Here is a 14,105-nt window from a genome sequence, read left to right as displayed (position 1 = left end):
TCATTCAAAATCCTTTTTTTATCAGTTTTTATATTTTAGTATCAACATTAAAACCGGATATTATAATTTATAAACGGTATCGGCCGGGCAAAAATGGATAGCTGGTATGAATTGATAACCCCTCCCTGCTGTTGAAAAAATGTTGAATACGCGTTTTGTCGTCCGGTTAAATTGTACACACCCACCGTCCATGAGTTATGGAAAGTTTGATGAATTTTATGGTTGCCATCTATATTGATAGAAAAATCGGACCTGAAATAATCAGGGATCCGATATTCGTTCCTGCCTGAATAGAAAACACGCTCGGCGCCGTTTGAATAATACTTGGCAATAGGCAACGTAATAGGCCGGCCTGTGCTATAAGTTACATCCAGCGAAACGCTGTAACGGTGGGTAATTCGATAATTGCCCGTAAAGTTAAAGCTATGGGGCTTATCGTAATTAGCCGGGTAGTATGCGCCTCCATTTATTAATTGGCCGGCAGTAGCATCATCCTGCTTTAAAAATGTGCGCGAGTAGGTATAATTAATCCATCCGTTTAACTTACCGGTTGTTTTACGTACAGAAAGTTCAACACCATAAGCTTTTCCCTGGGTGTTTAATACCTCCTGCTCAACAGCATGGCTCATTATCAACTTGGCACCGCTTTTATAATCAAGGTAATTGTCAATATGCTTATAGTATACTTCAACCGATGTTTCAATGGTATTTTGCTTCGCATTTTTAAATACGCCAAATGATACCTGGCTGCCATATTGGGGTTTGATATTAGGATCGCTCAGTTTATAAATATCAATGGGCGATATGGCAGTTGTGTTTGATAGCTGGTGAATATATTGCGCCAGCGTATTATAGCTGGCCTTTAATGACAGGTCATCATCTATATTATAGCGTGCTGATACCCTGATTTCGGGGCGCGAATAGGTTTTAATTACCTTACCACCGCCATAGTTTGCGCTATCAACCACATTTAAAGGAGTGCGTGGCAACCCCGGTGCGTAATTACGAATGGTTTGCGCACCAAGGTAATTAAATAACGAATACCTGATGCCCGCACTTATCGTAAAATCGGGTGTTATATCATATTTATCGCCCAGGTAAATAGCGCTTTCCAGTGCCTGTTCATCAGCCACCTTATCGGGCACTATTAATGAGGATGCGTTATTTGGCGTTTCGCTGCCGGGGTTTAGCTTATAATAAATGGAGCTTAAACCAAAATCAAGGGTATTATTCCTGTTAAGGTAATAGGTAAAATCGGCTTTTAAATTGGTTTGGTTGATGCCAAATTTAAGTTTGTAGGCATTTACCGGGTTCGCACTGCTTGCAATATCATATTTATAACCATCATAACCCACGGTTAACAAACTGTACAGCTTACTGTTAAAGTTGTGCTTCCATTTTATGTTGGCATTTTTATTACTATAACTGTAGGTGGTATCACTGTTTAACCTGAAATTATCGCTGCTGATATAAGTGGATACATAAATGTTATTATCCTTATTTACCTGGTGGCTAAGATCAAGGTTAAGATCATAAAATGAAGCATGACTATGTTTATACGCCTGGGGTAATAACTTCAGCAACCAATCTGAATAACTGGTACGGCCGCCAAATATGAACGATGTTTTATCCTTTACAATTGGTCCTTCAACATTAAGCCTGCTGGTGAGCAAGCCTATACCTGCCGAACCGGTAAATACTTTTTTGTTGCCCTCCCTATTAGTTACCTCAAGCACCGACGATAAGCGCCCTCCAAATTTTTCCGGTATGGTGCTTTTATACAACTCAATCCCCTTTACAATATCGGGGTTAAACGCCGCGAAGAAACCAAAAAAGTGGGCTGGGTTATAAATTGTTTTATCATCAAGCAATATCAGGTTTTGATCGGCAGCGCCTCCTCTAACATTAAAGCCGGTAGTAGCCTCGCCTACTGTTTGCACTCCCGGCAGCGTTAACACAATGCGTAAAACATCGGCCTCCCCAAAAACTGCGGGTACCTGCTTTATGCTTTTTATATCCAGCCGGCTCACAGCCATTTCGGTACTGCGCACGTTGGCTACTTTATCGGCCGATATTTTTACCTCCTTTAAGGTGGTTACCTGGTCTTGTAATTCAATATTAAGCTCCCCATCGGTATACAACATAATTTGCCGCCGGGCATCTTTCATGCCTATCCCTTTAACTATTAAAAGTTGCTTGCCGCGAGGTAATGCAAGGGTATAATAGCCAAACTGATCTGTTGTTACACCTAGGCTTGAATTGCTCACATAAATGCTTGCCCCCGCTATGGCCCCGCCAGATTTGCTGCTTTTTACATATCCCGATATGGTTGCCTTGCCAGCCTTTATATCATTGGTTTTTATACCTATTTCATATAACTTGTTTTCTACCGTTGATTCAATTACTGGCTTTTTAACAGGGGTTGTTGTAAAGTCAATTACAGGCGATGAAACAACCGGCTGTGCCTGCCCTGGTTTAATATTAAAATAACCGGCTGCAGGTTGTGTCAGGATCTCCTTTTCGCGGGTTAAAAAAACCTGCATTTTGGATGCGACTATTGCATAATGATAAACAGTATTGTGAAATGCCAGGCTGAGTATATTAATCAAAGGCTGATCATTTGCCTGGAGTGTTATTTTTAAGCTATCAAATTGCGTACGATCATAATAAAAATGGTAGCCGCTTTTTACTTCAAGCTCAGTTGCAAATTGTTCAACCGTGGCCTGCTGAAAATTAACGCTTATATTTTTTGAAATACCCTGTGCATGTAATAATTTAACCGCTAAGAAAAGAATAATAGTAAAGTAGATTTTTTTCATATTAATTGGTTAAGCTATCATAATACTTTGCAACTGAGGTGAGCGCTAACTCAAAAAGACCATCAAACTGTATATGCTTATCCTTAATATATTGCTTAAGTTCTTTCTTTTTATCAACAAATAAATTTAACACAGAACCCTGGCTACTCACCTTATAATAAGTATTGCCTTTTTTAATAAAGTAATCAGGAGTTTCATTTAATAAGGTAAAATACCGCTCTCTGCCAGTTGACGCCGAAGTGGATTTAATCACTTTTTCTACCTTTTTCAACGCCTGCGACCGGCCGCCATACAATTGTTCATAGAAACCGCTTTTAATACCAGTATTGGTACCTGCCACTCTAATAAAATGACGCGCGTGAAGATCAAAGCTGGAAACTTTGTTGGGTATTAAAGCGAATGGAGAAGCATGATTATATAATAATACCACCAGCTGGTCGGTATACAAATCATAAATCATGGGTACGTTTTCAAAGGTCTGCCCGTCATAGGCAACCGAGCCGCTCCTCCACCCATCAATATCATCCAGGTAGGCATTACCTTTTATCGAAGAATCATATGAATCATAAACCAGGCCGTTATATAGGCGAGATTGTTCACCAACACCCTGGTAAAAACGATTGACTACATTGGTAACTGCAGCATCATAAACTGCACTATCGGCATCAGCCTGTGCTGATGCGGTTTTGCATAACAGGACCAGTACAAAACAACATATTATTTTGGCAGGATATCGTTTAGGCATGCAGTTAATATTTATTCAGTAATTAAACGAATTTTAACCAGCAAAGCAAATTTTTACCAATTTGGCAGCCTATCAAATTACTATATAACAAACTTGTTACAATACTTATTATTACATTAATATTTTTATTATTTTTAAATCATAAAATATAATTTACTATCGTTTTTCCGACGGCACAGCTATAGCAGTATCTTCCTTTAAAGGTATGCCAAAATCAGGTGAGCCATCTTTTTTCCAGCCGAATTTTTGTGCCCGTGGCGAGCGATCATTGCCGCAGCCCTGGCCCGGTTTTGAATTTGCATGATAAAGGATCCAATCCTCGGTACCATCGGGAGATTTGAAAAAAGAATTATGACCGGGCGCATAAACGCCATTTTCGGGTGATTGCTTAAATACCGGCTGAGCTGATTTTTTCCATGAGGAAGGGTCCATCAGATCACTATTTTTTGATGCAGTAAGCATTCCCAGGGCGTAATAATCTGTCCAACAGCCGCTGGCGGAGTATACCAGAAACAATTTGTCCTTATGCTTTAATATTTCAGGCCCCTCGTTTACATTTACATGGGGCGGATTTGAGGCTGCACCCAAATCACCATATTTTTCCCAGTCATAAACCGGACTTGATATTTTTACCCGCGAACCATCTATGGTATAAGGATCCTTCATTTTAGCGATATAAATATTTTGCTGTTCATTAACATCACCCTCCCATCCGGCCCATATCATATACAGTTGCCCGTTGTTTTCAAATACCGAAGCATCAATAGCCCATTTATTGGTTTCATCACCTACCTGTCCTTTAAAAACCCAATTGCCTTGTAAGGGATCAGCAGCGGAGTTTTCAATTACATAAATGCGGTGATTATTGTTACTGCCATCATCGGCAGCAAAATACATATACCACTTACCTTTAAAAAAATGAAGTTCGGGAGCCCACAATTCTTTTGAATAACTACCACCCGGGGGCGGCAGCCATACCGTTTTTTTCTCGGCTAATTTCAATTGCGTCAGGTCCTTTGTTTTCCATATAGCAAGCCTGTTCCCTAATGAATTGGTATAATAATAAAAGCCATCCTTATAAACAACCCAGGGATCGGCGCCAGATGGCAACAGGGGATTGGTGAAGGTTTTTTGCTGGGCAAATGCGGCTTTGGTAATCAGCAATAGAATGATGCAGGTTTTTAACACGTTTTTCATCCCCTAAATATAGGATACATTTTATTTATTGTGATGATCCTGGTACATTCCGTCTTCAGTATTATAGGTATTACCAATGCTTTTTTATAACCTGTAATAGGGACCAGATTATAGGGCAGGTAGTTACCAAGGGGCTTGGGGATAAGAAGCAATAATTTTGATTACGACAAATTATGTCGTAATCAAAACGCTGCAACAATTTAACAATCAGTGGTATTAAATGAAATTTATTGTTTTTGGTATAGTATTCATTATATTTTGTTTGGAACACTCACCGCACTATAACTTACTTTTTGTCGGCCGCCAAAAAAATCGCCCCATAAGCCGGAACGGTAACATTTATTCCACCATCAATAGGCGCCAAACCGGCCGGAACGGTAAGATAATTTGCAGGGCCACCCGATGCACCTGCGGGGCCTACTCCGTTTACATATACCTTGCGCGAGAAATCGCCATTATCAGTTCCGCCGTTTAAGGTATAAAAGTAGTAAGACGCGCCTGCCGCGAAATTGGTTATTTTAACATTTACCCGGGCAGCTGTTTTTGACCTGTTCACCAGGATTACTCCAGCTTCGCCCGATGTAAATGACGACGCGTAACTAAAAATATCCGCCGAGCCCTCAACTGTTGAGGCCACCATCCTATCGCCAAAAAACTGCTGAAAAAAGTACATATAATAAAAGGCAGGTCGCGGGTTCCATCTATCGGCACCCGGCTCATTATCTTTATTAAAAGGATTGTTAAACATTCCCTGATCATCACCACTACTCCATCCATTTGCCAGGTCCCAGCGGCTGGCCTGTCCAAATTTATTTTTGATGATCTCGCCTTCGGTCATGGCCGCATGGATGCCCGCAATATTTGAAGTATTTTGAGTTCCGCCTATTGCCTGTATGTTCCATTCATCAAATGCTATGGGTAATTGTTTGGCCCCCGCGCCGGTTACCTGGCTGGTTACAAACTGCATTATAGATGATGTAACCGGCTGTGGTGTAGCCAATATAGCCGATGCAGATACGTTTGCGTTATATGGCGTATAGTAATTATGCACAATATAGAAATCGGCAGTACTCCCTGCCCCTGCTATTACTCCAGCGTTCCAGCCGGGAATTGCGTTTGATGCAGATGCAGCTGTTTCTGTCAATACCGCTCCAATTTTTATCTCAGCTCCTACTTCCAATGCGGCTTTGCGCATCGAATCGGCAAACACTTTAAAATGCAGACCGTATAGTGCGCCGGTAAGCTTGGTTGGCTGCCCATCTTTATTCAGCGACTGATCAATCCAATACCCGGTTTCGAAAGTACCAAAGTTTTCATTACCTATTTCCCAGTAGCGGGTTCTGCCTTTATCATAACGTACCCAATCGGCCGCCAGATGCGCGGCCACCTGATCGGGATGCGCGCTGGTTCCATAACGGGCATAACCATAATTTATGGTGATAATACCTTTGCTATGTGTTTGATTGAGGGCTTTGTAATAATTATCAAGGGTAAAAGTCCATGACTCTGTATTATTGCCAAACCAATAACCTGCTATACCGGCATTGCCACCCGCATCCAGGAGTTGATTGGGAGCATCTGCCGGAGGATTACCGGGAGTGCCGTTCCAGAAATAAACATCAGATAAACCACCACCCGGAAACCTCAAAAAACGCGGTGCCAGATCATTAATATATTTTAATAGTACAGGTTCTGTAACAAACTGCCCCATAAACGGATTGGTGTTGTTACCATAAACAGATACAGGCACTTTAGTGATCACATTACTATAATCAACAGTAACATTAACCGCGGCACTGCCCGAGGGCTTGCTTACATTTGTTGTAGTACCGGGTTTAACAAATGATTTAGGCTGCCAATCGTCCATAAAAAAGCCTTCGGAGCTTGCCGGTGCCGGGTCTTTTTGAGGCGTTATGGTTGTTGTTTGATCAACGGATGTTCCGCTGGTATCTTTGCTGTTTTTTTTACAAGCTACCAGACCTGCCAGGGCGATAATGGGCAAAGCTATCCAAGCCTTTATATTTTTCATTTAGTATATTTAAATTGATTATAACAGAACTGGTGCTTAAAAAACTGATTTAAACAGGTAGGTTTCCCTGAACTCCTTGGGGATACAAGACTTTTTACGTTTAAATATCCGGTTGAAATTTGATATGTTATTAAAGCCGCATTGATAGGCTATCTCGGCCACTGTAGTTGTCGAATCTACCAGCATCCGTGAGGCGTGCCCTAATCTTATTTCGTTTAAACTATCGGTAAAGGTTTTGCCGGTACTTTTTTTTATAAACCTGCTGAACGAAGCCTCGGGCATATGAATAACCCGCGCAGCTTCGGCAAGTGTTACCCGCCGGTTATAGTTATTGTTCATGTGCTCAAACACTTTTTCAATACGCCGGCTATTATGGCAAAACCGCTCATTTATAAAACTCAGATCCGACAGTGTTTTCATGTCAGGCGCTGTCGACAACTCGTGCAGAATAGATAAAAGTTCTAAAACAGAAATGAACCCGCTTTTTTTATTCAAGGCCAAGATCTTCTCCTTTACCGATAAAATCGTTTCGGGAGTAAATATGATTCCCATAGGTGCATATTGAAGCATCCCCTTTAAGAAACTGAGTTGGTTTCGCCTTAAAAATTTCTCATCAAAAAGATCTTTATGAAACTGAATAACAACTTCCGTTATTTCTTCACTCTCACATTCATTGGTAAACCAGCCGTGGTAAAGATCGGGGCCAATAAGTACCAGTTCAAGATCATCAATTACCTCCATATGGCCGCCTATTACCCGCTTTGCACCTTTTGCATTCAAAATCAAATGCAGCTCGTAATCATCATGATAATGAAGTGGTGAGTCAAATTTATTATCGCTTTTCGCGAAAACAGTAAAGCAATCGCCGGCCGTCAGCGGGGTAATCTCGCGCATTACATTGCTTGTTGTCATAAATAATTTATATCACAATAAATCAAAACAGGTTTACTAATCAAGATATTTAAATGGCTACCGGCAACAGCAATTCTATTTGACTACCAACATCAATCAGTCACAGCGATAAGCAAGCCATTAATATTAATTTTTCCATGTTAATTACCATTAAAAAGCCACCACCAGCTATGATTTTAACCAGTGATGGCCTAAAAATTAATTAACTATTTTAAACAGGGTATTATTTATAAATTAAGAGGGAACATTATTTTACAAATGCTATCTCGTCAAAATACATGGTTTCATTTACGTCGCCACTTTGGCCTTGCAGGAAGAAACCAAGCTGTTTGGATGTAGTTCCATTTGCCCAAAAATTAAGCAGGTTAGGATTTGTTGATGTACGTGCCCCAAGCGGAATTTTATAATATGTCCACACTTTTGCGGGTACAACTATTAACTGCGCGGCGTAAGCATTGGCGTTTTGAACCTGCCCGTAACCGCCTACCATCTGATCGCCAACCAACACAAGGGTATGTGTAACTGTACCCCCTTTAACCCAAAAGGTTAAGTATTTATAATCTGGCGAGTAATCAACGCTTGGATACCAGTTAGCCATGCCCTCTATCTGCCAGCCGCCGGCTGGATAAGTTGCCACAATTGATGAAGTACCAGAGTGTGATGCAGCAGTTGACAAGCCCGATGGATGCGCCCATGAATTATCAGACCAACCATTTTGATATGCATCTTTATAGAAAAAAGTGTAAGAATTATCCAGGTCAACAAACTCCTGGGAAGACGTAGCAGTACCAGATGCATAGGTAAATATAAGATTGGCCCTGTTGATAGTAGTTGCAGGCATTTTGATAACCAGTTGTGTATCTACTTTACTTACTATGGTTGCATTTGCGGTTGTACCTTTTATGGTAATAGCAGTTACTGTAGCAAAGCTCACGCCTGACAAGGTGATCTGCGAACCGGCCCTAAAGTTATAATCAGATACTTTAGAGACGGTTGGCGGCGGCGTTAAAACGGTAAAGGAGAAATCAACACTGCCATGTAATGTTACTACCGTTAATTTATTAGGTTGATCTGGCCCGGTTGGAATATCCTGGGGAATACTTAAAACAATAGTATTATCAGATACCAGGGCAGCGTTAAAATATGCCGAAACGCCATTAAATTTTACCTGCGTTACACTGCCCAGGTTTTTCCCTTTTATAACGTACAGGTTTTGCTTTTTACCTTCGGTTGTGGTTGAATCAAACGCGATAACTGAACTATGTGTACGATTGGTATCGCTTTTTGATGTAGCCACGCCATTAGCATCATAAGTAGTGGTTATGGTGATCAGGGTATCGGTTTTGGATTTATTGGCTGTAGCAACCGATGTTATTACCGGCGCGCCGGTACCGCCTACCAGGTTACTATGTTCCTTTTTACAGGAAGCTAAACCAAATACCATCAAAGCCGATAGTATCCAGTATATATTTTTTGATTTCAGAATTACTTGTTTCATGACTAAGATTATTTGAATATGTAAGGAACCGGTTCTTTAACTAAATTAGGATCTGCAGCTACCTCTGTTGCCGGAACAGGGAACAGGAAATCGGCATCCTTAGGTGTATAAGTACCATCGTGGTACCTAACCGGTGGAGTGTCTGTACTTGAATCTCCCCTATCCTGTTTGCTGATGATGGAAATGGCTACCGGGTGATTTTTAGAATTGAAACCATCTAAACGACACAGATCGTACCAGTAATCGCCTTCTATGGCAAACTCCAGTCGCCTTTCTTTAATGATATCCCTGAAGGTGATCTTAGTTTTTTGCTGAACACCTGCCCTTTGCCTTATTTTATTATAATATTTTAAAGCCGTTGCATCTGTAGTGCTTGCAGTGGTATCTAACCCGTGCCCAACTGCAGGAGCAGCCGATTGCCCTAATATTGCCTCCGCTGCAATTAAATACACATCAGATAAACGCATAATATAGGTATTCATGCCAGTAGACTGAAACGCGCTTTTACCGCCGTTATCAGCGGGAGAACCGACTACATATTTCTTGATCTGCGCATGTGTACCCTGCGAGCTTGCGTTAGCCGGTAGTGTATAACCGCCTTGCGCCTGGTCTAAATAAGTGTAATAATCACCCGGCAGCATAATGGTGGCTTTCCTTCGTAAATCGCCAGCACTGGCTGCATAAGCATCTATCAAATCAAAACTTGGAGCCAATACCCCGTAGCCGTCTCCTGTTTGGGTAATTGCACTGCTGTATGCAAATGATGCCTGTACCGCATTACCAAAGCCATAGCCCGCATTTGCAAGCCATTGTAGGGCAATAACCGATTCTTTGTTGTTATTGTTAGCTATCTTGAACAGATCTTCAAAAGTTTGGCCCGCAATATCTAACCCGAATAACTGAAACTCTCCGCTGTTGATTACCTTTTCGGCTTCAAGGCGGGCGTTTGCATAATCCTGCTGATATAGGTAAACTTTTGCCAGTAACGCCGATGCCGAACCACTTGATACGTGGCCGGTGCCGGCCACGCCAACCGTGCAATTTGCTTCTGCAAATTTCAGATCCCTGATGATGAATTTATAAGCATCAGTTACAGGATTGGTATTTACCGTTTGAAAATTGCTAACCTGGTCAAGCGGATTCTCAATCAAGGGGACATTACCAAATAACCGGGTTAAGTAAAAGTAAGCCAGGCCGCGCATCAAACGCGCTTCGCCCAATGCATTATTTACCACGCTTGCAGGTACCGACGATGGCACGTTGGCAGGCAAATTGTTTAACAACGCATTTGATTGCGCAATAACCGTAAATAATGAATTCCAGGCGGCGCTTAGTTCAAAGTTACCGTTAGATACCGAGAAGTTACCGAACGCAACAACATCTGATGATCCTGTACGCCCGTTGCCGCTGGCTAATTCACTTATAGACCAGCCTGCTTTTGTATTAAATCCAAACCACGGCGCTGCGTAAAGTGCATTGGTACTTGATTTTACCTGCTCGGCGGTTTGGTAGTAGCTGCCTACTGTTGTCTGGCTTTCAGGCGGGCGGTTAAAAAATTCTTTTTTGCAACCTGTAGCAGCAATGCTTGCCAGGGTGGCCATACTTAAAATATATTTTATATGTTTTTTCATGTCAATTCCTTTGTTAAGATTTAAAACTCAGCATTAAGCCCCAAAATGATGGTACGGGGTATCGGGTAACGGCCATTATCAATATTCTGTAGAATAGGGCTTTGGTTTAATGAACCAATTTCTGGATCAAGACCAGTGTATTTGGTAAATACATACAGATTTTGGCCACTCACGTATACTTTTAAGTGATTAAGCTTTGCGTAACGAGCTAACCTGGCTGGTAAGTTATAACCCAATCTTACGTTTTGAATCCGAAGGAATGAAGCGCTTTCTAAAAAGCGATCAGACATTACGAGGTTATTATTAGCTATACCCGCACGTGGTGCCGGAATGTTTGAGTTTGGATTGGCCGGAGTCCAAAAGTTTGCCGACGCTGCTGTTTGATTTTGGTAAAGACTTGATAAGCCTTCGGTTTGATAACGTAAAGCATTTAAAATTTTGCCTCCGTATGATCCGTTCAGGAATATTGATAAATCAAAATCCTTGTAGTTAAAGGTATTGGTAATGCTATAAGTAAAAGTTGGGTTTGGATTACCAAGGGCTGTTTGATCGGTGCCATCAACCTTGCCGTCGTGGTTTGTATCCTGGTATTGAATATCACCCAACCAAATGGAGTTAGCAACCGTGCGATCATTTGTAACGGTAGCCGGTGAAGTACCACCTGTAACATTTTGAGGATGTGTAGCCAGGTAAGATAACTGCTCGGGAGTTTTTATAACGCCCTGAACCTTATAACCGTAAAACTCGCCTATTGGGCCGCCTACTACCGTGTTTGTAACAGGCAAGCTGATGTAGCTGGTGTTTTCGTTACCAATAAGTGATGGGTATCCATTTAATGAAACTACTTTATTGGTGTATTTTGAGAAAATTAAAGTAGTGGTCCATTTAAAATCCTTCCCTTGTATGTTATGGCTGTTGATACTGAACTCAAAACCTTTGTTCTCTATCTCACCTGCGTTTTTATATGGCGGTTGCAATACAGCAGCACCAGAGTACTCAGCAGTGCCACCCACCAAAAATGCCGGCAATGGTTGTTGGAAAAGGAAGTTTTTTGATGTTTTTTGATACACATCAAATGATCCGTCTATGCGGTTATTAAATAAGCTAAAATCAATACCAGCATTTTTTTGGATGGCCGTTTCCCAGGTAAGGTTAGGGTTGGCAATGTTACCAACAATAAAGCCTGTACCAAAGCCTGTGCTAACAGGTGTAATTGCCGAACCATAACGGTAACCAGGAATATTGGAGTTACCTGTAGTACCGTAACCTACACGAATTTTAATATTATCGGCAAATTGTTTAATACCTGCCATAAATTTTTCATCAGATAGTCTCCAGGAAACAGCAACACCAGGAAAATATCCTGTTTGATGACCCGGTGCAAAATTTGAAGAGCGGTCGCTACGGATAGATGCGGTAACACTGTATTTGTTATCAAAAGTATAGATACCACGGGCAAGCCATGATTCCATTACAGTGCTGCCTTTATTTTCGCCGATAAGATCTGACGATTGAGTACCTAAACCCAATGTTTGCAACGTATTACCGGCAGTAAAGCCAGAAATACCGGCCGAAACACCGTTATAGGTTGATTCCCATACCTCATGACCTGCCAAAACAGTAATATCATGCTTATGACCGAAGTTATGATTGTAAGTTAAAAACTCTTTCCAATTGTAATAGGTATCATCCGTATTGTACTCATTTAACCGGGCAGTAGCGTTTGTAAATGCAGCGCCCGATCCGGTTGAACCGTATGAATATGTAGGTTGAAAAGTTTTGGCTTTAGTAAAGTTGAAATTTCCATTCAATTCAGAATGCAAAGTAAGACCTGGAAAAAAACGCAAATCGCCGTAAATACTGCCTTGAATATTATTCCTCAACAAAGTATTGGTAAGACTTAAGGCTTGCTGAACCGGGTTAACCTGCCCCTGAACCAAGCCGCCAGAAGTAACTGCCGGGCCGGCAAAACTGCCATCAGCATTATATACCGGGCTATCGGGTGCGCTTAGCAATGCATAATAAACAATACCTGTATTTTCGCCCAAACCTACATTTTGGTTACTACGGCTTGCATTAAAGGTTGTGCCCAGTTTAAACCAATCTTTTACCTGGGAGTTAACAGTTGTATGGAAAGAGTAACGATTAAAATCGCTGCCAATAATGGTACCTTCCTGTTTAAAGTAACCACCTGATATGTAATAATCTAATCCATCCTTTGCTCCTGATACTGATAAGTTATGGGTTTGCATAGGTGCATTTTTAAAAATAGCTTTTTGCCAGTTTGTACCGGGACCTAAATTGTCGGCGTTGGCAAATTCCCCGCGCCTTGTGGTACCAAAGGCATCGGCAAGTACATTTTCAAGGTTAGCAAATTGCTTCAGGTTCATCATTTCAATAAACTTACCTTGTTTTTGAATCCCGTATGATCCGTCGTAATTGATCTTGGCGCTACCGGCTTTACCTTTTTTGGTAGTGATGATAATTACCCCATTTGCACCACGGCTACCATAAATAGCGGTTGCTGATGCATCCTTTAACACATCAATAGATTCGATGTCATTGGGGTTGATCAGAGAAAGTGGGCTAACACCTGTTTCTTCCTGGCCACCACCTGTGCGGGTTAGCTGAACCGATTGGCCGCTTGTACCGGAATTTCCGGCGTCGCCCTGTACAGGAACACCATCAATTACGTATAATGGCTCACTTGATCCAAACGATGTAATCCCCCTGATGTGAACCGAAGTTGCACTACCCGGACCACCAGAGTTTTGCGTAATGGTTACACCTGCTGCTTTTCCCTGCAACATCTGATCAACACTTGGTTGAGGGATGTTAGCAATATCCTTAGCAGTAATAGAAGAAATAGCTCCGTTAACATCTCCCCTTTTTTGGGTACCGTAACCAATTACTACTACCTCTGATAAGGATTTTGAAGATGATACCAGTTTAATATTCAGCGTTTTTTTGTTCCCTATGGCAACTTCCTGTTTTTCCATCCCTATAAATGAAAAAACGAGTATTTTACCGGCCGCTGGCACCTGGATGGTAAATTTTCCGTCGATGTCAGTAATGGCATTAGCCTGGGAACCTTTTACCGTAACTGTTACCCCCGGCAGTGTAACATCTTTTTCGTCGGTTACTGTACCTTTGATCACTGTTCCCTGGGTTTGCGCCGATACCCTGGCGCACACTATCAAGGAAATGAACAGCAATGCTATTCGTAGAATTTTTCGCATAATAATTGGTTAGTTGATAATTGATTTATTGTTGA

At 41.5% G+C, this 14,105-nt stretch carries 8 protein-coding genes; all 8 read right to left on the bottom strand.

The annotated features are described in order from the left end of the window. Window positions 1-47: 47 nt before the first annotated feature. The 8 genes from AC1DYB_RS02865 to AC1DYB_RS02830 all read right to left on the bottom strand — a co-directional run bounded on the left by AC1DYB_RS02865 (window position 48) and on the right by AC1DYB_RS02830 (window position 14,070). A complete protein-coding gene (locus tag AC1DYB_RS02865; protein ID WP_477432243.1) occupies window positions 48-2,819 on the bottom strand; it encodes a TonB-dependent receptor in 2,772 nt (923 codons plus the stop codon). A gap of 1 nt (window position 2,820) precedes the next feature. Further along, window positions 2,821-3,564 carry a hypothetical protein gene (locus AC1DYB_RS02860; RefSeq protein ID WP_477432241.1) on the bottom strand — a complete coding sequence of 248 codons (744 nt, stop codon included), beginning with the start codon at window positions 3,562-3,564 and terminating at the stop codon, window positions 2,821-2,823. 156 nt (window positions 3,565-3,720) lie between these two features. After that, complete coding sequence (locus AC1DYB_RS02855; RefSeq protein WP_477432239.1) at window positions 3,721-4,761, bottom strand: glycoside hydrolase family 43 protein; 1,041 nt, start codon at window positions 4,759-4,761, stop codon at window positions 3,721-3,723. A gap of 286 nt (window positions 4,762-5,047) precedes the next feature. Then, a complete protein-coding gene (locus AC1DYB_RS02850) occupies window positions 5,048-6,790 on the bottom strand; it encodes an alpha-L-arabinofuranosidase (protein ID WP_477432237.1) in 1,743 nt (580 codons plus the stop codon). A 36-nt stretch (window positions 6,791-6,826) separates the two neighbouring features. Then, window positions 6,827-7,702 carry an AraC family transcriptional regulator gene (locus AC1DYB_RS02845; RefSeq protein ID WP_295721193.1) on the bottom strand — a complete coding sequence of 292 codons (876 nt, stop codon included), beginning with the start codon at window positions 7,700-7,702 and terminating at the stop codon, window positions 6,827-6,829. A gap of 247 nt (window positions 7,703-7,949) precedes the next feature. After that, window positions 7,950-9,200 (bottom strand): IPT/TIG domain-containing protein, encoded by a 1,251-nt coding sequence (locus tag AC1DYB_RS02840; protein ID WP_477432235.1) that lies wholly within the window; start codon window positions 9,198-9,200, stop codon window positions 7,950-7,952. A gap of 8 nt (window positions 9,201-9,208) precedes the next feature. Continuing rightward, window positions 9,209-10,831, bottom strand: coding sequence for a RagB/SusD family nutrient uptake outer membrane protein (locus AC1DYB_RS02835; protein ID WP_477432233.1), 1,623 nt, complete (start codon window positions 10,829-10,831; stop codon window positions 9,209-9,211). 20 nt (window positions 10,832-10,851) lie between these two features. Beyond that, the gene (locus AC1DYB_RS02830; RefSeq protein WP_477432231.1) at window positions 10,852-14,070 is read right to left on the bottom strand and encodes a SusC/RagA family TonB-linked outer membrane protein; all 3,219 of its coding nucleotides are present in this window, start codon (window positions 14,068-14,070) and stop codon (window positions 10,852-10,854) included. Window positions 14,071-14,105: the final 35 nt, after the last annotated feature.

The sequence above is a fragment of the Mucilaginibacter sp. P2_A4 genome, assembly GCF_056405015.1.
Note: the sequence above shows the minus strand (reverse complement) of the source record. Positions and strands in the feature narration are given on the sequence as shown.

What these genes read in the sequence shown, in the direction of transcription:
- AC1DYB_RS02865 (WP_477432243.1), bottom strand. Translation starts at nt 2,819, where the DNA reads ATGAAAAAAATCTACTTTACTATTATTCTTTTCTTAGCGGTTAAATTA.
- AC1DYB_RS02860 (WP_477432241.1), bottom strand. Translation starts at nt 3,564, where the DNA reads ATGCCTAAACGATATCCTGCCAAAATAATATGTTGTTTTGTACTGGTC.
- AC1DYB_RS02855 (WP_477432239.1), bottom strand. Translation starts at nt 4,761, where the DNA reads ATGAAAAACGTGTTAAAAACCTGCATCATTCTATTGCTGATTACCAAA.
- AC1DYB_RS02850 (WP_477432237.1), bottom strand. Translation starts at nt 6,790, where the DNA reads ATGAAAAATATAAAGGCTTGGATAGCTTTGCCCATTATCGCCCTGGCA.
- AC1DYB_RS02845 (WP_295721193.1), bottom strand. Translation starts at nt 7,702, where the DNA reads ATGACAACAAGCAATGTAATGCGCGAGATTACCCCGCTGACGGCCGGC.
- AC1DYB_RS02840 (WP_477432235.1), bottom strand. Translation starts at nt 9,200, where the DNA reads ATGAAACAAGTAATTCTGAAATCAAAAAATATATACTGGATACTATCG.
- AC1DYB_RS02835 (WP_477432233.1), bottom strand. Translation starts at nt 10,831, where the DNA reads ATGAAAAAACATATAAAATATATTTTAAGTATGGCCACCCTGGCAAGC.
- AC1DYB_RS02830 (WP_477432231.1), bottom strand. Translation starts at nt 14,070, where the DNA reads ATGCGAAAAATTCTACGAATAGCATTGCTGTTCATTTCCTTGATAGTG.